The organism is Amycolatopsis sp. NPDC004169, assembly GCF_040610315.1.
In the GTDB taxonomy this organism is placed as follows: domain Bacteria; phylum Actinomycetota; class Actinomycetes; order Mycobacteriales; family Pseudonocardiaceae; genus Amycolatopsis.
In genome coordinates this window covers 53,698-71,947 of record NZ_JBEXMD010000015.1, presented here as the reverse complement: position 1 = coordinate 71,947, position 18,250 = coordinate 53,698, and the positions used below count along the sequence as shown (strand labels likewise).

The 18,250-nt window shown below is 70.9% G+C and carries 22 protein-coding genes; 17 read left to right on the top strand and 5 right to left on the bottom strand.

Annotated elements, in window-relative coordinates; translation table 11 throughout:
• The first annotated feature begins 56 nt into the window (after positions 1–56).
• Complete coding sequence (gene murA / locus ABZX11_RS21705; RefSeq protein WP_176175206.1) at positions 57–1,331, top strand: UDP-N-acetylglucosamine 1-carboxyvinyltransferase; 1,275 nt, start codon at positions 57–59, stop codon at positions 1,329–1,331.
• Position 1,332: 1 nt separating this feature from the next.
• Here murA and ABZX11_RS21700 read toward each other — a convergent pair whose 3' ends face one another.
• A complete protein-coding gene (locus ABZX11_RS21700) occupies positions 1,333–1,926 on the bottom strand; it encodes a TetR/AcrR family transcriptional regulator (protein ID WP_354915528.1) in 594 nt (197 codons plus the stop codon).
• 50 nt (positions 1,927–1,976) lie between these two features.
• Here ABZX11_RS21700 and ABZX11_RS21695 point away from each other — a divergent pair, with 50 nt between their 5' ends.
• The 3 genes from ABZX11_RS21695 to ABZX11_RS21685 are packed head-to-tail and all read left to right on the top strand — an operon-like array spanning position 1,977 to position 4,442.
• Positions 1,977–2,444, top strand: a complete 468-nt coding sequence (locus ABZX11_RS21695) for a nuclear transport factor 2 family protein (RefSeq protein WP_354915525.1) — start codon at positions 1,977–1,979, stop codon at positions 2,442–2,444.
• The gene (locus ABZX11_RS21690; protein ID WP_354915522.1) at positions 2,437–3,255 is read left to right on the top strand and encodes an NAD(P)H-binding protein; all 819 of its coding nucleotides are present in this window, start codon (positions 2,437–2,439) and stop codon (positions 3,253–3,255) included. Before ABZX11_RS21695 ends, ABZX11_RS21690 begins: the two co-directional genes overlap by 8 nt.
• Positions 3,252–4,442, top strand: a complete 1,191-nt coding sequence (locus ABZX11_RS21685) for an alpha/beta fold hydrolase (RefSeq protein WP_354915519.1) — start codon at positions 3,252–3,254, stop codon at positions 4,440–4,442. The genes ABZX11_RS21690 and ABZX11_RS21685 overlap by 4 nt, the downstream gene beginning before the upstream one ends.
• Here the strand turns inward: ABZX11_RS21685 and ABZX11_RS21680 are convergent.
• Positions 4,439–5,062: a LysE family translocator gene (locus ABZX11_RS21680; RefSeq protein WP_354915516.1), complete on the bottom strand. Its 624-nt coding sequence runs from the start codon at positions 5,060–5,062 to the stop codon at positions 4,439–4,441. The two genes, ABZX11_RS21685 and ABZX11_RS21680, sit on opposite strands and share 4 nt — an antisense overlap.
• The gene (locus ABZX11_RS21675; RefSeq protein WP_354915513.1) at positions 5,062–5,688 is read right to left on the bottom strand and encodes a LysE family translocator; all 627 of its coding nucleotides are present in this window, start codon (positions 5,686–5,688) and stop codon (positions 5,062–5,064) included. The genes ABZX11_RS21680 and ABZX11_RS21675 overlap by 1 nt, the downstream gene beginning before the upstream one ends.
• 152 nt (positions 5,689–5,840) lie before the next feature.
• On the opposite strand from ABZX11_RS21675, the gene ABZX11_RS21670 reads away from it, so the two are divergent.
• From ABZX11_RS21670 to ABZX11_RS21660, 3 genes are all read left to right on the top strand, one after another.
• The gene (locus ABZX11_RS21670) at positions 5,841–6,362 is read left to right on the top strand and encodes a PH domain-containing protein (RefSeq protein WP_354915510.1); all 522 of its coding nucleotides are present in this window, start codon (positions 5,841–5,843) and stop codon (positions 6,360–6,362) included.
• A gap of 53 nt (positions 6,363–6,415) precedes the next feature.
• Positions 6,416–6,928: a hypothetical protein gene (locus ABZX11_RS21665; protein WP_354915507.1), complete on the top strand. Its 513-nt coding sequence runs from the start codon at positions 6,416–6,418 to the stop codon at positions 6,926–6,928.
• An 85-nt stretch (positions 6,929–7,013) separates the two neighbouring features.
• Positions 7,014–9,029 carry a protein meaA gene (locus tag ABZX11_RS21660; protein WP_354915504.1) on the top strand — a complete coding sequence of 672 codons (2,016 nt, stop codon included), beginning with the start codon at positions 7,014–7,016 and terminating at the stop codon, positions 9,027–9,029.
• Here ABZX11_RS21660 and ABZX11_RS21655 read toward each other — a convergent pair.
• Positions 9,022–9,564 carry a cysteine hydrolase family protein gene (locus ABZX11_RS21655; RefSeq protein WP_354915501.1) on the bottom strand — a complete coding sequence of 181 codons (543 nt, stop codon included), beginning with the start codon at positions 9,562–9,564 and terminating at the stop codon, positions 9,022–9,024. The two genes, ABZX11_RS21660 and ABZX11_RS21655, sit on opposite strands and share 8 nt — an antisense overlap.
• Positions 9,565–9,636: 72 nt before the next feature.
• Here ABZX11_RS21655 and ABZX11_RS21650 point away from each other — a divergent pair, with 72 nt between their 5' ends.
• From ABZX11_RS21650 to ABZX11_RS21635, 4 genes are all read left to right on the top strand, one after another.
• Positions 9,637–10,596, top strand: a complete 960-nt coding sequence (locus ABZX11_RS21650; protein ID WP_354915498.1) for a helix-turn-helix domain-containing protein — start codon at positions 9,637–9,639, stop codon at positions 10,594–10,596.
• A complete protein-coding gene (locus ABZX11_RS21645) occupies positions 10,593–11,366 on the top strand; it encodes an enoyl-CoA hydratase-related protein (RefSeq protein ID WP_354915495.1) in 774 nt (257 codons plus the stop codon). Before ABZX11_RS21650 ends, ABZX11_RS21645 begins: the two co-directional genes overlap by 4 nt.
• 64 nt (positions 11,367–11,430) lie before the next feature.
• On the top strand, positions 11,431–11,931 hold the full coding sequence (locus tag ABZX11_RS21640) for a TetR/AcrR family transcriptional regulator (protein ID WP_354915492.1): 501 nt from the start codon (positions 11,431–11,433) through the stop codon (positions 11,929–11,931).
• Positions 11,928–12,392 (top strand): DUF2867 domain-containing protein, encoded by a 465-nt coding sequence (locus tag ABZX11_RS21635; RefSeq protein ID WP_176175221.1) that lies wholly within the window; start codon positions 11,928–11,930, stop codon positions 12,390–12,392. The genes ABZX11_RS21640 and ABZX11_RS21635 overlap by 4 nt, the downstream gene beginning before the upstream one ends.
• Here ABZX11_RS21635 and ABZX11_RS21630 read toward each other — a convergent pair.
• On the bottom strand, positions 12,364–12,909 hold the full coding sequence (locus ABZX11_RS21630; protein WP_354915489.1) for an NUDIX hydrolase: 546 nt from the start codon (positions 12,907–12,909) through the stop codon (positions 12,364–12,366). The genes ABZX11_RS21635 and ABZX11_RS21630 overlap by 29 nt on opposite strands.
• 37 nt (positions 12,910–12,946) lie before the next feature.
• Here ABZX11_RS21630 and nucS point away from each other — a divergent pair, with 37 nt between their 5' ends.
• From nucS to ABZX11_RS21600, 6 genes are all read left to right on the top strand, one after another.
• Positions 12,947–13,606, top strand: coding sequence for an endonuclease NucS (gene nucS, locus ABZX11_RS21625; RefSeq protein WP_167384890.1), 660 nt, complete (start codon positions 12,947–12,949; stop codon positions 13,604–13,606).
• A 2-nt stretch (positions 13,607–13,608) separates the two neighbouring features.
• Positions 13,609–13,815 carry a DUF1653 domain-containing protein gene (locus ABZX11_RS21620; protein WP_354915486.1) on the top strand — a complete coding sequence of 69 codons (207 nt, stop codon included), beginning with the start codon at positions 13,609–13,611 and terminating at the stop codon, positions 13,813–13,815.
• A gap of 382 nt (positions 13,816–14,197) precedes the next feature.
• On the top strand, positions 14,198–14,974 hold the full coding sequence (locus ABZX11_RS21615; RefSeq protein WP_354915483.1) for a hypothetical protein: 777 nt from the start codon (positions 14,198–14,200) through the stop codon (positions 14,972–14,974).
• Between the two features lie 199 nt (positions 14,975–15,173).
• A complete protein-coding gene (locus ABZX11_RS21610; protein WP_176175225.1) occupies positions 15,174–16,871 on the top strand; it encodes a sodium:solute symporter family protein in 1,698 nt (565 codons plus the stop codon).
• Positions 16,872–16,880: 9 nt separating this feature from the next.
• Positions 16,881–17,171: a hypothetical protein gene (locus ABZX11_RS21605; protein WP_354915479.1), complete on the top strand. Its 291-nt coding sequence runs from the start codon at positions 16,881–16,883 to the stop codon at positions 17,169–17,171.
• 47 nt (positions 17,172–17,218) lie between these two features.
• Positions 17,219–18,211, top strand: a complete 993-nt coding sequence (locus ABZX11_RS21600; RefSeq protein ID WP_254897169.1) for a DUF3558 domain-containing protein — start codon at positions 17,219–17,221, stop codon at positions 18,209–18,211.
• Positions 18,212–18,250 lie beyond the last annotated feature (39 nt).

Genomic DNA, 18,250 nt, shown 5'->3' with positions numbered 1-18,250 from the left:
CACCATAGCGGCCCCCGCCCGGGCCGAATCCGGGCGAGAGGGCATGATTGGCGGCCATGAGCGAGCACTTCGACGTGCATGGCGGAGCGCGGCTGGTCGGCGAGGTCGACGTGGTCGGCGCCAAGAACAGCGTGCTGAAGCTGATGGCCGCCGCCCTCCTCGCGGAGGGGACCACGACCATCACGAACTGCCCGCAGATCCTCGACGTCCCGCTGATGGGCGACGTGCTGCGGAGCGTCGGCTGCGAGGTCGTCATCGAGGGCGACACCGCCACCATCACCACGCCGGCCGAGCTGTCGCACCGCGCCGACTCGGCGGCGATGGGCAAGCTGCGCGCGTCCGTCTGCGTGCTGGGCCCCCTGGTCGGCCGGCTGAAGCAGGCCGTCGTGGCGCTGCCGGGCGGTGACGCGATCGGCTCACGCCCACTGGACATGCACCAGAACGGCCTGCGCAAGCTGGGCGCGACGAGCACGATCGAGCACGGCTGCGTCGTGGCGAAGGCCGAGACGCTGGTCGGCGCGCAGATCTGGCTGGACTTCCCGAGCGTCGGCGCGACCGAGAACATCCTGATGGCGGCCGTGCTGGCCGAGGGCACCACGGTGATCGACAACTGCGCGCGCGAGCCGGAGATCGTCGACATCTGCACGATGCTGACCGAGATGGGCGCCAAGATCGAAGGCGCCGGGACCTCGACGCTGACCGTGCACGGCGTGGAGCAGCTGCACCCGACCACGCACAGCGTGATCGGCGACCGGATCGTGGGCGCGACCTGGGCGTTCGCCGCCTCGATGACCCGCGGCGACATCACTGTGCGCGGGGTCAACCCGCACCACCTCGACCTGGTGCTGAACAAGCTGCAGCTGGCCGGCGCGGACGTCGAAACGTTCGGCGACAAGGGTTTCCGCGTGGCCCAGCCGGAGCGCCCGAAGGCGGTCGACTGGGTGACGCTGCCGTACCCCGGCTTCGCGACCGACCTGCAGCCGTTCGCGGTGGCGCTGTCCGCGGTGTCCGAAGGCACGTCGATGATCACGGAGAACGTCTACGAGGCGCGCTTCCGGTTCATCGAGGAGATGATCCGGTTGTCGGGCGACGCCCGCACCGACGGCCACCACGCGGTGGTCCGCGGCGTCGAGAAGCTCTCGAGCGCGCCGGTCTGGGCGTCGGACATCCGCGCCGGCGCCGGGCTGGTGCTCGCGGGCCTGTGCGCGGACGGCGTCACCGAGGTCTGGGACGTCTTCCACATCGACCGCGGCTACCCGCACTTCGTCGAGAACCTCAACCGCCTGGGCGCGAACATCAAGCGCGTCGCCGGCGAACCCGACCGGAAGTGACTCACCCGCCCTGCGCGCCCAGTGCGCGCAGGGCGTACGCCACCAGGCGGTCCACGTAGTCGGGCTCGGCGGGAGCCTGCCGGACCACCAGTCGCCAGTAGATCGGGGCGGCCAGCACGTCCAGCGCCATCTCCATGTCCAGGTCCTCGGGCAGCTCGCCGCGCGCGATGGCCCGGCGCAGCATCGCCGCGCCGACCTCGCGTCGCAGCCCGCCGATGTTCTCGCGCGCGTTGCGGCTTCGCTCCGGGTTCCGCGCGTCCTCCGCGACGAGGTCCGGCAGGATCCGCGAGAACAGCGGGTGGGTCAGCCAGTCGATCAGGGCCTGCATCGTTTCGCGGAGGTCGCCGCGCAGTGAGCCGGTGTCCGCTTCCGCCGCCCGCGTCACGCTGAACTCGGTGACGACCGCGGCGATCATCTCGTCCTTCGACCGCCAGCGCCGGTAGAGCGCGCTCTTGCCGACCCCGGCGCGTTTGGCCACGGCCTCCATCGACAGCCGGCCGTAGCCCTGGTCGGCCAGTTCCTGCAGGACCGCGTCGGTGATCGCCTGCGTGACCTCGGGCTGGAGGACCGCGGCGCCGGTCGGGGTGCGTGCCATGAAGCGCAGTCTAGCGGGTGGACGGGACGGTATCGTCCCGTCTATGGTGGATGGCGTCGGGACGGTACCGTATCGTCCGAACGTCGAAGGAGGCTGCGATGCGCGACTTCGTCGAGCACGCGCTCGATCTGCTGCTCGAGCACGACATGGCCGGGTTCGCCGGGCTCTGGGCCGAGGACGGCGTCCTCGAGTTCCCGTTCGCCGGTCCGGGCTACCCGAAGCGCGTCGAGGGGCGCGACGCGATTCGCGAATACCTGCGTGACTACCCGAACCTGCTGGACATCCGTGAAATCGCGGCGAAGACCGTGCACGAGACCGCCGACCCGGCCGTGGTGGTGGTCGAGTTGACTGTCGCGGGGATCGTGGTGGCGTCGCAGAAGCCGTACGAGCTGTCCTACGTCGCGGTGATCACCGTCGAGGACGGGGAGATCCGCACCTACCGCGACTACTGGAGCCCGCTCGCCGCCGCGGAGATCCTCGGCGGCGTCGACGAGCTGACGGCGGCCTTCGGTGGCTGACGTCCTGGTCCTCGGCGGCACCGGCACGACCGGCCGCCGGGTCGTCGCCGGCCTGCGCGCGAACGGCGTCACCGCGCGGGCGGCCACGCGCAAGCCCGGCGAAGCCGGTCAGGTCCGGTTCGACTGGACCGATCGCGCAACGCACGCCGACGCGCTGCGTGGTGCTTCGGCGGTGTACCTGCTGGCCCCGATCGGCGAGACCGAGCCCGCGCCGCTGGTCGAGCCGTTCCTGGCCGACGCGCTGGACGCGGGCGTCCGGCGGGTCGTCCTGCTGAGCTCGTCGGCGGTCACTTCCGACACCCCGGGCCTGGGCGACCTGCAGCGGCTGGTGCGCACGATGCCGGAGTGGGCGGTGCTGAAGCCGTCCTGGTTCATGCAGAACTTCACCGGCGAGCACCTGGTGGCCCAGGGGGTGCGGGACGGCGAGATCGTCACGGCCACCGGAGACGCCCGGGTCGCCTTCGTCGACGCCGCCGACATCGCCGCGGTCGCCGTCCGCGCGCTGATCGACCCGGTGCCGCACAACACCGACCACGTCCTGACCGGCCCGGCCGCGCTGAGCTACGCCGAAGCGGCCGCGATCGTGGCCGCACGGCTCGGCCGTCCGGTCCGGCACCGGCCGGTCAGCACGGCCGAGTTCGCCGCGCGGCTGGCCGCTTCGGGGCTCCCCGACGGGTTCGCCCGGGTGCTCGCCGCCCTCGACGAGGACATCCGCCGCGGCACCGAGGACCGCGTCACCCCGGTCGTCGAGCAGGTCACCGGGCGGCCGGCCCGGTCGTTCGAAACCTTTGCACGGGAGGAAATCCGATGAAGCAGCTTTTGTTCGAAGAGGACCCGCAGTTCTGGTTCGAAACCCTGCGCCTGTTCGGCCACGCGGCCTACGGCGGCGCGGACTTCGGCGAGGTCCTCGCGGCGGCCTCGACCGTGACGCCGGGCGACTACGACGGCTGGCACGACGCCTACCGCGCGCTGGCCGACCGGCTGTACGCCGAAGCGGCCGAAGCCGGGCCGGTCACCGCGCGCGACCTGCTGCTGCGTGCGTCGACCTACTACTTCTCGGCGGAGTTCTTCCTGCACGGCGACCCGGCGGACCCGCGCATCGCCGGGGCGTACGACCGCAGCGTGGAGTGCTTCCGGCGCGCGGAGGTGGCCGAACCGGTCGAGATCCCGTACGAGGGAACGGTGCTGCACGGCTACTTCCACCGAGCGCCGGGTGCCGGGCCGAAGCCGTTGCTGATCATGCACAACGGCTTCGACGGCAGCGCCGAGGAATGCCACTTCATGGGCGCGGCGGCCGGCGCCGCGCACGGCTACCACGTCCTGACGTTCGACGGCCCCGGCCAGCCGAGCGCGATCCGGCGGAACAAGCTCGTGTTCCGCCCGGACTGGGAGCACGTCGTCACGCCGGTGGTGGACTTCGCGCTGGAGATCGACGGCGTGGACCCGGCGCGCGTCGCGCTGCTCGGGGTGAGCTTGGGCGGCATGCTGGCCCCGCGCGCGGCGGCGTTCGAGCACCGGCTGGCGGCGGTGGTCGCGGTGGACGGCGTGTACGACGCGGGTGCCGCGGTGACGTCGGTGCTGCCCTGGCCGCGTGCGGAGATCGTGCGCCGGGCCCGGGCCCCGCACGACGAGGAGTTCGACGCGCTGCTGGCGGCGGGCCGCGAGCAGAGTTCGACGCTGCGCTGGGCGTGCGACCACGGCCGGTACGTCCTGGGCGCGGCAACGGACCGCGAGTTCATCGCGAAGTACCTCGAGTACACGCTCGAAGACGGCATCGCGGAGAAGGTCGAGTGCCCGGTCCTGGTCTGCGAAGCGGCGGACGACCTGTTCTTCGGCGGCGAGAAAGAGACCGAGCCCCGGCGGCTGTACGAGCACTTGAAGGCCCCGAAGACGTTGCTGACGTTCACGGCCGAGGAGGGCGCGGACGCGCACTGCCACGTCGGCGCCCAGCGGCTCGCGGCGGGCCGGATCTACGACTGGCTGGACCGGACGCTCTAGCCTTCGAGGGCGAGCGCCGCGCCGAATCCCACGAGTGCGGTGCCCGTCGCGCCGTCCAGTACCCGCCGCACCTTCCGTTGCCGCAACCAGTCGCGGACCCGGTGCACGAACAACAGCAGCAGCACCTGCCACACCACTCCCAGGCCCGCGACCGTGTACGCGAGCAGCAGCGAGTCCCCGAGCGTCGACGACGGCGTCAGGAACTGCGGCAGCACCGACAGGTACAGCACGATGACCTTCGGGTTGGTGATGTTGGACAGGAAGCCTTCGCGGAACCGCCGTCCGCGGGAGGTGCGGGCCCTGCGGACGTCGTCGAGGGCCTCGTAGTTGCCGCGCCAGGCGCCGCGGAGGGCCTGGATGCCGAGGAAGACCAGGTACGCGGCGCCGAGCCACTTCACCGTCTCGAACACCGGCTGGTAGCGGGTGATCACCGCACCCAGGCCGAGGGCGGCCGCGGTGCCCTGCAGGAAGTTCGCGACGGTGATGCCGGCGCACGCCCAGCCGCCGCCGCGGGCGCCGCCGGTGAGGGCGTTCTTCAGCACGACCATGGTGTCCGGGCCCGGCATCATCGCCAGGAAGGCCATCATCCCGGCGAACCCGGCGTAGGTGCTCCAGCTCATCAGGACTCCAGCGCGAGGGCGGCGCCGAAGCCGAGCAGCGCGGTACCGGTGACGCCGTCCAGCGCACGCCGCACCCGGCGGCGCTCCAGCCAGGCCCGCACCCGGTGCACGAACACCAGCAGCACCAGCAACCACAACACACCCAGCACGGCGACGGTGTAGGCGAGGGCGAGCGCGTCCCACGTCGTCGTGCGCGCCGGGTCGAGGAACTGCGGCAGCACGGACAGGTAGAGGACGAGCACCTTCGGGTTGGTGATGTTGGAGAGGAAACCCTCGCGGAACCGCCGGAAACCCCCGCCCCGGCGCCGCTGGGCCTGCTCGACGGCGTGGTAGTCGCCGCGGAAGGCGCCGCGCAGGGCCTGGAAGCCGAGGAAGACCAGGTAGGCGGCCCCGGCCCACTTGAGCGCGAGGAACACCGGCTGCGACCGCGCGATGAGGACACCGAGCCCGAGCGCGGCGGCACTGCCCTGAACGGCGTTCCCCGCGAAGATGCCGAGCGAGGCGAGGAGGCCGCCCCGGAACCCGCCGGAGAGGGCGTTCTTGAGCATCACCATCGTGTCCGGTCCCGGAGCGAGGACGATCAGGACCACGATGACCAGGTAACTCCCGTACGAACTCCACGTCACGGCTGTCCACGCTAATCGACCGGGTGGGCTCCGGTCTCGCGGATTTCCTCACCGGGTTCGTTGCGCGTTCGGCCACGCACGGAGGGTGCGGGCGGGTACCGGGTCGCGGGTGAGGCTCGGCGGGAGGGCCTCCGTCGGAGTAGTGTTCGGCCATGTCAGCAGGGGAAATCGAGCTGTTGCCCGGTGAGCGCGTGCTCTGGGCCGGCGAGCCGGTCCACCGTCCGCTCTACGTGGCCGCGGACGGGGTGATCGCCCCCGCCGGGCTCGTCCTCGCAGCCGCCGCGCTTTGGTACCTGCTCACGCAGCAGCCGAACGGACTCGTTCCGGCCGCCGCGGTCGTCGCTCTGGTGCTCGGCCTCTACGGTGCCGTCGGGCGGTCGGTCCTGCGGTACCTCGCGCTCGGGCGCACCACCTACGCGGTCACCGACAGCCGGATCATCGCGCGGTCCGGGCTGTTCCGGCAGAAGGAACGCTCCAGCGAGCTGGCCGGCCTGCCCGCGCCGTCGCTCAAGGCGGGCCCGTCCCGCACCGGGACCCTCTCCTTCGGCGGCCCGGGAACGGTGACGCTGATCGGCGTCGGCGAGCCCAAGCGCGTCCGCGACCTGCTCACCAAGGCGATCGACGAGGCCAAGGCCCGCCAGGCCCCGCCGGAAGCCGGCAGTTCGGCCGCCTGAGCCGGGCAACTCGCACGACCTCGCGGTGCGTCTGCCCGGCAAAGGAGGTCGCCGTGGACGAACCGCTGATCGCCCTGGAACCGGGGGAGCGGCTGTTGTGGTCGGGACGGCCGCGGCGGGTCGCCCCGACGGGGCTCGAGTGGTACCGCGTCGGTTTCGGCTCGGTCATGGTGTCGGGGTTCGCCGCCGCCATCGGGCTGCCGGCCCCGGCGCCGGCCGTGACCCTGGGGAGCCTCGGGCTGGCCGTCGTCTGGGGGCCGGTGCTCTGGCGGCTCCGCACGACGCGCCGCGAGGTGTACGCGGTGACCGACCAGCGGGTCGTGGTGGCCGACCGCGTCTCGGGCCGCACCCGCGCGTACGAGTACCTGAGTGCGCTGGAGCCGCCGGTCGTCCGGCGCGACCAGGACGGCAGCGGCAGGCTCACGCTCGCGAGGCGGGACGCGTCGGTGAACCTGCTCGGCTACACGGTGCCGAAGCGGCGTCAACCGGCCCCGATCGAGCTGTTCGACGTGCCGGACGTCGACGGGGTGCGCGACCTGATCGTGCAGGAGCAGGCTGCGGACTGACGTCACCCGGACGTGTTCGATTCCACTGCCACCATAAGTTACCGGTCGGTACACTCGACAAAACGTCCACCGCCGGAGGTGCCCAGTGCCGTACCCAACGGACCGCGAGCGAGACCGACCGTGGGTGATGCGGACCTACGCGGGGCACTCCTCCGCGGCCGCGTCCAACGAGCTCTACCGGCGCAACCTGGCGAAGGGGCAGACCGGCCTCTCGGTGGCCTTCGACCTGCCCACCCAGACCGGCTACGACCCGGACCACCAGCTTTCCCGCGGCGAAGTCGGCAAGGTCGGCGTCCCGGTGTCGCACATCGGCGACATGCGCCGGCTCTTCGACGGCATCCCGCTCGCCGAGGCCAACACGTCGATGACCATCAACGCGCCGGCCATGTGGCTGCTCGCGCTGTACGTCTCCGTGGCGCGCGAGCAGGCCGAGGCCGAGGGCCGTGACGTTGACGAGGTGCTCGCCAAGCTCACCGGCACCACGCAGAACGACATCATCAAGGAGTACCTGTCCCGCGGGACCTACATCTTCCCGCCGGGGCCGAGCCTGCGGCTGATCACCGACGTGATCGCCTGGACCGTGCACCACGTCCCCAAGTGGAACCCGATCAACATCTGCAGCTACCACCTGCAGGAAGCCGGCGCGACGCCGACGCAGGAAGTCGCCTACGCGCTGTGCACCGCGATCGCCGTGCTCGACGCGGTCCGCGACTCGGGGCAGGTCGACGAGGCCGACATGGCGAAGGTCGTCGCGCGGATCTCCTTCTTCGTCAACGCCGGCGTGCGGTTCGTCGAGGAGATGGCCAAGATGCGCGCCTTCACCGCGCTCTGGGACGAGCTCACGCGCGACCGTTACGGCGTAACGGATCCCAAGGCCCGCCGGCTGCGCTACGGCGTGCAGGTCAACTCGCTCGGGCTGACCGAAGCCCAGCCGGAGAACAACGTCCAGCGGATCGTGCTGGAGATGCTCGCGGTGTCGCTGTCCCGCGGCGCCCGGGCCCGCGCGATCCAGCTGCCCGCGTGGAACGAGGCCCTCGGCCTGCCGCGGCCGTGGGACCAGCAGTGGGCGCTGCGGATGCAGCAGGTGCTCGCCTTCGAGACGGACCTCCTGGAGTACGAGGACATCTTCGACGGCTCGCACGTCATCCAGGCCAAGGTCGACGAGATCATGGCCGGGGCCCGTGAAGAGATCGCCCGCGTGCAGGACCTCGGCGGCGCGGTCGCCGCGGTCGAGAGCGGGTACATGAAGTCGCAGCTGGTCGCCTCGCTGGCCGAGTACCGCCGCGAGATGGAGAACGGCGAGCGGGTCCTGGTCGGGGTCAACAAGTTCGAGACGACCGAGCCGTCGCCGCTGCAGGCCGAGGGGGCGAAGGCGATCGAGACGATCGACCCCGCCGTCGAGAAGGCCGCCGTCACGGCGATCGAGGAATGGCGTACCCAGCGCGACAACGACGCCGTCGAGCGGTCGCTGGCCACGCTGAAGGAACGCGCGCAGACCGCGGAGAACCTCTTCGAGGCCACTGTGGACTGCGCGCGGGCCGGCGTGACCACCGGCGAGTGGGCCGGCGCGCTGCGCGAGGTGTTCGGCGAATACCGGGCGCCCACCGGCGTTTCCGCGGCGGCCGCGGGCGGGGGCGACCCGGCGCTCGAGCGCGTGCGCGAGCGGGTCCGCGAAACCGAGGCGGAGCTGGGCGAGCGGCTGCGGATCCTGGTCGGCAAGCCCGGCCTCGACGGGCACTCCAACGGCGCCGAGCAGGTCGCCGTCCGGGCGCGCGACGCCGGCTTCGAGGTCGTCTACCAGGGCATCCGGCTGACGCCCGAGCAGATCGTCGCGGCCGCGGTCCAGGAAGGCGTGCACGTCGTCGGGCTGTCGGTGCTCTCCGGCTCGCACCTCGAGGTCGTGCCGCACGTCGTCGACGGCCTGCGTGCGGCCGGCGCCGGGGACGTTCCGGTGATCGTCGGCGGGATCATCCCGCCGGACGACGCCGTGCTGCTGACCGAACGCGGCATCGCCCGGGTGTTCACGCCCAAGGACTACGAGCTGACCGGGATCATGGACGGCATCGTCAGCCTGATCCGCGAGCGGCACGGCCTCAGCTGAGCTCGCCGAGGATGTCCTTTGTGGACTTCACGGTGGCGAACTGGTTCGCCAGGTTCGCCGCCGTGACCCGGTAGAGCTCGTCCGCGGTCACGCCCGGCAGGTCGAAGGTGAACGTGGCGTCGAGGGCGAACGTGACGTCGTAGCCGAGGTTCCCGCCCATCCGCGCGGTGGTTTCGCAGCAGAAGTTCGTCTGGATGCCGGCCACCACGAACCCGGTGATGCCGCGCTTGCGCAGCCACGCGTCGAGGTCGACGTCGCCGATGAAGGCCGAGTTGACCTTCTTGCCGAACACCAGGTCCGGCCGCGCGCCGTCGAGTTCGGGCTTGAAGTCGTTGCCCGGCTGGCCCGGCCGCAGCGGCGAGCCGGGCTTGGGCGAGTCGTGGTGCACGAGCACCACCGGGAGGCGTCGTTCCTGCCACGCGTCGAGCAGGGCCTTCATGTTCGCTTCGGCGCCCGGGTTGTTGCGCGGGCCCCAGAACTCCGGGTCGTCGAAACCGCGCTGGACGTCGATCAGGATGAGTGCCGTTTCGGTCATGCCGTCGAGTTTCGCGGGCTCCCGGTGCGCCAGGGGAGTGGCAGAAGACGCGCGATGCGGTACTTTTCTGCCATGCGCACCATCGGCGTCGTCCTGCTGTCCGGCACCCGGATGTTCGACCTCGCGGTGATCGGCGAGGTCTGGGGCCAGGACCGCACCGACAGCGGCATCGGCCCCTTCGCGGTCCGCCTGTGCAGCCCCGGGCGGGTGCGGACGGCCGTGTCGCCCTTCGGTGACGTCGCGGCCACGCACGGTCTCGCCGGCCTCGACGACTGCGACCTCGTGCTGGCGCCGGGCCGCGACGACCCCCTTGCCACGGTGCCCTCGGCGGCGGTGAGTGCGCTGCGCCGGGCCCACCGGGACGGGCGGACGGTCGCGGGGCTGTGCTCCGGCGCGTTCACCCTCGCCGCCGCCGGGCTCCTCGACGGCCGCCCGGCCACCACGCACTGGCGCGACCTCGACGCGTTGGCCCGCATCGCACCGCGGGCCGACCTCCGGCGCGATGTGCTCTACACCGACGACGGCGGCGTCCTGACGTCCGCAGGGGTCGTCGGCGGCCTCGACCTGTGCCTGTACCTGGTCCGCCGCGATCACGGCGCCGAGGTCGCCGCCCGCCTCGCGCGCCGGCTGGTGATGCCGCCGGCGCGGGAAGGCGGGCAGCGGCAGTACATCGACAGCCCGGTGCCGTCCGCAACGCAGCCCGGCTTGTCGTCCACAATGGACTGGGCGCTGGCGCGCCTGGGTTCCGGGATCGGCGTCGAGGACCTGGTCGGGCACGCGCGGATGAGCGAACGGACGTTCCACCGCGAGTTCGCCGCGGCCACCGGGGTGACGCCGGGACGCTGGCTGCGCGTGCAACGCGTCCGGCTCGCGCAACAGCTCCTGGAGACGACGTCGTTGCCGGTCGACCGCGTGGCGGAGCGGTCCGGGCTGGGGACCGCGGCGAACCTGCGCCGCCGGATGCACGCCGAGGTCGGCGTCGGCCCGGACAGCTATCGGCGCACCTTCCGAAGAGTTACGGTCGAGGCATGACCGAGTACGAGCACATCCTGGTCAAGCGCGACGGCGACACCGTCACGATCACGATGAACCGGGCGGCCCGGCGCAATTCGCTCTCCGCCGAGCACCTCGCCGAGCTGCTCGCCGCGTTCCACGAGGCGGGGACGTCGGACGCGACGGGCATCGTGCTGGCCGGCGCCGGTCCGGTGTTCTCCGCCGGTCACGACTTCGGCGACGTCGCCGCGCGCGACCTGATGGGCGTGCGCGAACTGCTCAGGCTGTGCACGGACCTGATGCAGACCATGCAGTCGGTGCCGCAGGTCGTCATCGCGCGGGTGCACGGCCTGGCGACGGCGGCGGGCTGCCAGCTGGTGGCGTCGTGCGACTTGGCCGTTGCCGCCGAGTCGGCCGGCTTCGCGCTGCCGGGCGGCAAGGGTGGCTGGTTCTGCCACACGCCGGCGGTCCCGGTGGCCCGCTCGATCGGCCGGAAGCGGCTGATGGAGCTGGCGCTGACCGGCGACGTCATCGACGCGCCCACCGCGCTCGACTGGGGCCTGGTCAACCGGGTCGTGCCCGACGAGCAGCTCGACGACGCCGTCGCGGAGCTGCTGGGCCGGGCGACGCGCGGCAGCCGCGCCAGCAAGACGATGGGCAAGGTGACCCTGTACGCCCAGCTCGACCGGCCCGAGGCGGACGCCTACGCGATCGCTCTGGAGGTCATGGCGTCGGCGTCGCAGCTGCCCGGCGCCCGCGAAGGCATGGCGGCGTTCCTGGAGAAGCGCACGCCCTCCTGGCCCGACTGACGTCCCCGGCTCCGGCCGCGGTTCCATGGTGGCCGCGGACCGTACCATACGGTATGGTATGGCCATGGCGAGCAGGCGTGACTGGCTGGACGCGGGGCTGGTGCTGCTGGCCGAGCAGGGCGCGCCGGCGGTGACGATCGAGCGGCTGACCGAGCGGCTCGGCCTGTCGAAGGGCTCCTTCTACCACCACTTCAAGGGCACGGGCGGGTTCCGCACGGCCCTGCTGGAGCACTTCGAGACCGAGCGCACGACCCGGTTCGTGGAGCAGGCGGAGGCGGCGCCGGACGACAGGCTGGGCGCGCTGCTGAAGCTCGTCCTCGCGCCGGGGCCGGGCCTCGGGCTGGAGATCGCCGTGCGGGCCTGGGCCCTGCAGGACGCCGAAGCGCGGGCGGTCCAGGAGCGCGTCGACCGGACCCGGGTGGCCTACCTGACCGAGGTCAGCGGCGACGCCGGCCTGGCGCAGGCGCTGTACCTGATCGTCGTCGGCGCCGGGCAGGTCGTGCCGCCGCTGTCCGGGCGGCAGCTCAAGGACGCGCTGGAACTGGTACTGGGGAGAGCGAAATGACCGAACCGTTCGCCGAGGGCGCGGACTACGTCGAGTTCAAGGAGATCGAGAGCGAGAACAGCCTGCGCGAGTTCGTCGCCGGCGTGTTCGGCTGGTCGCCGGCCTGGGTGAAGGCCCTCTTCGGCGTCCGGTACCTGCTCGCGAAGGCGCTGCGGCTGGAGACCGCGTCCGTGCCGCGATCCGGTCGGCTGCGGCCCGAGGACGTCGGGTTCGCGCCCGGCGACCGGGTGGCGTTCTTCACGGTCCGGGCCGGCGATCCCGAGCGCTACCTCGTCGCGGGTGTCGACGACAGTCACCTGACCGGGTACCTGACGGTCGAGGCGATCCCCCGCGGCTTCCGGCTCGGCACGCTCGTGCACTTCCACAACCGCGTCGGCCCGGCCTACTTCGCGCTCATCAAGCCGTTCCACCACCTGGTGATCCGCGGGATGCTCAAGGCCGGTGCCGCTCGAACAGCGTGAGCTGCGCCCACGCCGCGATCGACTGCGCGTCGGTGATCTCGCCGGCGAGGATCATCTTCTCGACGTCGGCGCGGGCGAACCACGCGCTGCGCATGTCCTGTTCCTCGTGCTCGCGTTCCGGCTCGCCCTCGGTGATGTCCGTGGCGAGGAACACCCAGCCGCGCTGGCTGCTCATGCCGGCGGCGACGTCGAGCTTGCCGAGCGGGACCATCGAGCCGGCCCGCAGCCCGGTCTCTTCGCGCAGTTCCCGCACGGCGAGCTCGGCAGGCGGCACGTCCGCCAGGTCCGGCGCGGTGCCCTGCGGGAACTCCCAGCGCCGCTCGCCGAGCGGGTAGCGGAACTGCTCGACCAGCCGGAACCGGTCGCCGTCCTGGGCGATGACCAGTGCGTACGACGGCTTGTCGATCACGCCGTAGATGCCCGGCGAGCCGTCGGAGCGGCGGATCTCGTCCTCCCGCACGGTCATCCAGTTGTTCCGGTACACCTCGCGGGACGCGACACGCTGAATGGGGTCCACGCGCCCAGTATCACCGACCCTGTCCTACCCTCCTCGGGTGCGTCTCGTGATCGCGCGGTGCCAGGTCGACTACGCCGGCCGGCTGACCGCCCACCTGCCGATGGCCACCCGCCTGCTGCTCGTCAAGTCCGACGGCTCGGTGTCGGTGCACTCCGACGACCGTGCGTACAAGCCGTTGAACTGGATGAGCCCGCCCTGCTGGCTGATCGAGGACGGCAAGCTCTGGATCGTGGAGAACAAGCAGGGCGAGAAGCTGGTGATCTCGATCGAAGAGGTCTTCCACGACTACTCACAGGCCCTGGGCGCGGAACCGGGCCTGCAGAAGGACGGCGTGGAAGCGCACCTGCAGGAACTCCTGGCCGAGCACATCAAAACGCTGGGCGACGGCTACACACTGGTCCGCCGCGAATTCCCGACGGCGATCGGCCCGGTCGACATCATGGCCCGCGACGCCGAAGGCCGTTCGGTGGCGGTCGAGATCAAGCGCCGCGGCGAAATCGACGGTGTCGAGCAGCTGACGCGGTACCTGGAGCTGCTCAACCGCGACCCGCTCCTGGCGCCGGTGCAGGGCGTGTTCGCGGCCCAGATCATCAAGCCACAGGCCCGCACGCTGGCCGAGGACCGCGGAATCCGCTGCCTGACCCTGGACTACGACGAGCTGCGCGGCATCGAGTCCGACGAGTTCCGGCTGTTCTGACGGTGGAGCCGGGGCGTTACGTCCACTACAAGGGCGGCGAGTACGAGGTGGTGGGCGTCGCCCGGCACAGCGAGACCGAAGAGGAACTCGTGGTGTACCGCGCGCTCTACGGCGAGCGCGGGCTGTGGGTGCGGCCGAAGGCGATGTTCGCCGGGACGGTGGAGACGCCCGCCGGGCGCGTGCCGCGCTTCCGGCGGGCTGCGGGCTGACCGCTGTCGTTGAAAAATCGACCCCACGGCTGCCCGAACGGGCGGTATCCGGGGCGATACCGAATCGATGCCGAAATCGATGTATCTGATTCGGTCGTTATTACTCCGCCAGGAAATCTTTGACCCGATAGCCGCCCGTGTGGTCAGCGGAAACTTTTTCACCGCGATTCGTGCGCTGTTCGGGTGAGATCGGGATCTTATTCGACCGTGCTGTGCCACACTTGATTCGAGGGGTTCCGCCGGGGTTCCGGCGTGGCCGGAGGGTGGTGCGCTCGGCCGTCTTTCTTCGTCGTGCCAACGTTTCAGTCCGCCTTCGAGCTCGGGGTGCGCATGCCATCCGGCCGGCGTGTGCGCATTTTTGCCTGCACGCAAGGAGGAAGACATGCGTTATCGCCCACTCGGTTCCGATCCGGCCGACCCGCGGCTGGGCCGGTTCATTCCGGACGACTGGCGGCACGTCGAAAGGTATCCGCTCGGCGCGCTGGCCGAGGAGGACCGGCCCACCCGGTCGCCGGTCGTGATCGGGGTCAACTGGTACTCCGCCTTCGACTCGCCGGAGCAGGACGAGACCTCCGGTGAGTTCTTCATCGCGAAGGCCGGCGTCAAGAAACTCGGCCACATCCGCGGCGGCCACTGCGTGTGCCTCGAGCCGGGTGGCACGCCGGACACCGATGCCTGGTACGCGTTCTACGACCAGGGTCACGAAGGCGCCTGCGTCGGCTTTGGCTGGTCGCGGTGCATGTCGATCTTCAACGGCAGCGAGTACACGGCCCGCTGGCTCTGGGACCAGGCCAAGCTGCGCGACGAGTGGCCCGAGACGAACCCCGGTGACGAGAACGGCACGTCGGTGCGGGCCGCGGCCGAGGTGCTCAAGGAGGCCGGGCACGTCCTGTGGGACGACTCGTACGCGAACGACGACTGGCAGGCCCGCGAGAAGTACACCCCCGAGGCCAAGCAGGGCATCAAGGCGTTCCGCTGGGCGAAGTCGGTCGACGACGTGCACTCCGTGCTCGGCAACCCGCGGGCCGACGCGCTCGGCGCCGTGCCGATCCTCAACTCGTGGGGCCCGGGCTTCCCGCACCGGACCTACCTGCCCGACGAAGTGCTGGCCCACCTGATCTCCGAGGACGGCGAGATCGCCGTGCCGACCGACCGCTGATCCCGCTCCGCTCCCGCGGCGCGCCGAACGAGGGCGCGTCCTCCCTGGTCAACGCCGGGAGGACGCGCCCTCTGACCATTTTGGACACGTCGGCGTGCCGACCCTGAATCCATGCAGTACTGTCCGGATCCGACGGGATGCTGGTGATTCCTGTCGGTTCTTGTCCTGTTTCAAAGAGGAACTGCCGGAGGTGGGTCGGGTGCTCGTCCTAGCCGATGCGAACCTGCGACTCGACGCGAGCGCGATCGACTACATCGAATTGGCGTTCTACTTCGTTCTCGTGCTGGGCATCGGGTACCTGGCGCGGCGGCAGGTGTCGAGCAGCCTCGACTTCTTCCTGTCCGGCCGGTCGCTGCCCGCCTGGGTCACCGGCCTGGCGTTCATCTCGGCGAACCTCGGCGCGGTCGAGGTGATGGGCATGTCGGCCAACGGCGCCCAGTACGGCCTGCCGACCGTGCACTACTTCTGGATCGGCGCCATCCCGGCGATGCTCTTCCTCGGCATCGTGATGATGCCCTTCTACTACGGCTCCAAGGTCCGCAGCGTCCCGGAGTTCATGCGGCGGCGCTTCGGCAAGCCGGCCCACCTGGTCAACGGCGTCAGCTTCGCCGCGGCCCAGATCCTCATCGCGGGCGCGAACCTGTTCCTGCTGGCCAGCGTGGTGAACCTGCTGCTGGGCTGGCCGCTGTGGGTGTCGATCATCGTCGCCGCCGCGATCGTGCTCTCCTACACCGCGCTCGGCGGCCTCTCCGCCGCCATCTACAACGAGGTCCTGCAATTCTTCGTCATCGTCATCGCGCTGGTGCCGCTGACGATCATCGGCCTGGTCAAGGTCGGCGGCTGGCAGGGCCTGGTCGACAAGGTGACCAACAGCCCGGGCGGCACCGCGCAGCTGCACTCGTGGCCCGGTGACAACCTGACCGGCTTCGGCAACAGCCTCCTTTCGGTGCTGGGCATCGTCTTCGGCCTCGGCTTCGTGCTCTCCTTCGGCTACTGGACGACGAACTTCGTCGAGGTCCAGCGCGCGATGGCGTCCAAGAGCATGTCGGCCGCGCGGCGCACGCCGATCATCGGCGCGTTCCCGAAGATGCTGGTGCCGTTCATCGTGATCATCCCCGGCATGATCGCCGCGGTCACTGTGTCCGAGTACGTCAAGGACAAGCAGGTGCTGCTCGACGGCGGCAAGGCCGAAAGCGGCGTCACCTTCAACAACGCGCTGCTGCTGCTGATGCGCGACCTGCTGCCCAACGGCATGCTCGGCATCGCCATCGCCGGTCTGCTGGCCTCGTTCATGGCCGGTATGGCGGCGAACCTGAGCTCGTTCAACACGGTCTTCACGTACGACATCTGGCAGACGTACGTGAAGAAGGACAAGCCGGACCACTACTACCTGAACCTGGGCCGCGTGGTGACGTCGGCAGGCACGATCCTGGCGATCGGCACCGCGTTCATCGCTTCGAACTCCGGCAACATCCTGAACTACCTGCAGGACCTGTTCTCCTTCTTCAACGCGCCGCTGTTCGCGACGTTCATCCTGGGCATGTTCTGGAAGCGGATGACCCCGCACGCCGGCTGGAGCGGCCTGGTGCTCGGCACCGCGTCCGCGATCACGATCTGGGGCCTGTCGCAGGCCGGGGTGATCGGCCTGGAAGGCCAGGGCACCAGCTTCGTCGCCGCCGGTGTCGCCTTCGTGGTCGACATCGTGGTGAGCGTCGTCGTCTCGCTGGCGACCAAGCCGAAGCCGGACGAGGAGCTGGTCGGCCTGGTCTACTCGCTCACGCCGAAGGAGACCCGCCAGCACGACTCGACCGGCGAGAACGCGGGCTGGTACCGCAAGCCGGGCCTGCTCGCGGGCATCGTGCTCGTCCTGACCATCGCCCTGAACGTCATCTTCTAGGAGGTCGGAATGGCTACCGAGTCGCAGCCGCGCGCACACAAGGCAGGCGCCTTCGACATCCGGCTGATAATCGCCCTGCTGATCGGCGTCTACGGCGTCATCCTCACCGTGATGGGCATCGGCTTCACCTCCGACGAGGAGATCGCGAAGGCGGCAGGCGTCAACATCAACCTGTGGGCCGGGATCGGCATGCTGGTGGTCTCGGCGCTGTTCGTCACCTGGGCGCTGGTCCGCCCGCTCGTCGTGCCGGCCGAGCCGGCGGCCGAGACGGGCGACACACCGGCGGCGGCGGGCGAATAGCCGGGTTGTCCGGACAGCGGCGCGAAGGTGCCGCTACCGTGCACCGCGTGTTCCTCGACGTTCGGCGCCGCCGTTTCCCGAAGCTGTTCCTGCTGGTCACCGCGCTCGCGCTGCCGCTGACGGCGTGCGGGCCGGACCTCGGCAAGTCCAACTTCGCCCGGACGACGGTGCCCGCCGCGGCCGGCTCCGGCCAGGTCGCCGACGGCCCGATCACCGACCCCGCCGTGGCGGCCGGCGTGCTCCGCACGATCCAGCCGTGCCAGTTCCTGACCAAGGACGCCCTCGGCGGGCTGGGCCTCGGCACGGCCGGGGACGACCCGTCGCCGTCGTCCATCGCCTTCGACACCTGCAGCAACAAGGTGAAGGACCCCGGCGGCAAGGAGATCCGGCTCGAGCTCGAGATCGGCAGCACCGTGGCGCCGCGGGCGGACAAGACGACCGGGGCGGCCGGCGGCCTGCCGCTGCGGGTGAACAAGACCGGCGACACCGACTGCACGGTCGCCGCGATGACGGCGCTCAACCCGGACCTGGCGCTCGAGGTGTCGGTCACCTACGCCGGTGACCCCTGCCGCCCCGGGCAGGCGCTCGTCGAGGCCGTCGTCCAGAAGCTGCACAACTCGCCGGAGAAGTACTCGACGCCCGCGGGCACCGTGCTGACCGCCGACCCGTGCGCGATGGCCGACGCGGCGGCGGTGACCGCCGTCGTGCCGTCCGCGAAGCCCGCGCCCTCGGGCCTGCACTCGTGCGAGTGGAAGGACCGGGGCCCCTCGGTGACGGTCGGGTTCCGGCCGGGCCTGCCGCCGCTGGCCGGCGACGGTTACTCCAAGGTGGACCTCGGCGGCGGCGTGACCGCCTTCCAGAAGCAGCAGACCGGGGGTTCGGCCCGGTGCAAGGTGGAGTGGCAGCACCGGCCGTGGCAGGGCGACGACGTCGAACTGGCCCAGGTGGACTACCAGGGCTACGACGACAACGACGGCGATCCGTGCGGCAAGGCGGTGGCCGTGGCGAAGAACGTGGTCACCAAGCTCCCCAAACCCTGACCTGGCGGCGAGCCGCGCGGAGAGGTAGGAAGGGGACAC

Bases quoted from the DNA above. Each gene is read 5' to 3' on its own strand.
- murA (WP_176175206.1), top strand. From the start codon at position 57: ATGAGCGAGCACTTCGACGTGCATGGCGGAGCGCGGCTGGTCGGCGAG.
- ABZX11_RS21700 (WP_354915528.1), bottom strand. From the start codon at position 1,926: ATGGCACGCACCCCGACCGGCGCCGCGGTCCTCCAGCCCGAGGTCACG.
- ABZX11_RS21695 (WP_354915525.1), top strand. From the start codon at position 1,977: ATGGCGTCGGGACGGTACCGTATCGTCCGAACGTCGAAGGAGGCTGCG.
- ABZX11_RS21685 (WP_354915519.1), top strand. From the start codon at position 3,252: ATGAAGCAGCTTTTGTTCGAAGAGGACCCGCAGTTCTGGTTCGAAACC.
- ABZX11_RS21680 (WP_354915516.1), bottom strand. From the start codon at position 5,062: ATGAGCTGGAGCACCTACGCCGGGTTCGCCGGGATGATGGCCTTCCTG.
- ABZX11_RS21670 (WP_354915510.1), top strand. From the start codon at position 5,841: ATGTCAGCAGGGGAAATCGAGCTGTTGCCCGGTGAGCGCGTGCTCTGG.
- ABZX11_RS21655 (WP_354915501.1), bottom strand. From the start codon at position 9,564: ATGACCGAAACGGCACTCATCCTGATCGACGTCCAGCGCGGTTTCGAC.
- ABZX11_RS21650 (WP_354915498.1), top strand. From the start codon at position 9,637: ATGCGCACCATCGGCGTCGTCCTGCTGTCCGGCACCCGGATGTTCGAC.
- ABZX11_RS21645 (WP_354915495.1), top strand. From the start codon at position 10,593: ATGACCGAGTACGAGCACATCCTGGTCAAGCGCGACGGCGACACCGTC.
- ABZX11_RS21640 (WP_354915492.1), top strand. From the start codon at position 11,431: ATGGCGAGCAGGCGTGACTGGCTGGACGCGGGGCTGGTGCTGCTGGCC.
- ABZX11_RS21635 (WP_176175221.1), top strand. From the start codon at position 11,928: ATGACCGAACCGTTCGCCGAGGGCGCGGACTACGTCGAGTTCAAGGAG.
- ABZX11_RS21615 (WP_354915483.1), top strand. From the start codon at position 14,198: ATGCGTTATCGCCCACTCGGTTCCGATCCGGCCGACCCGCGGCTGGGC.
- ABZX11_RS21605 (WP_354915479.1), top strand. From the start codon at position 16,881: ATGGCTACCGAGTCGCAGCCGCGCGCACACAAGGCAGGCGCCTTCGAC.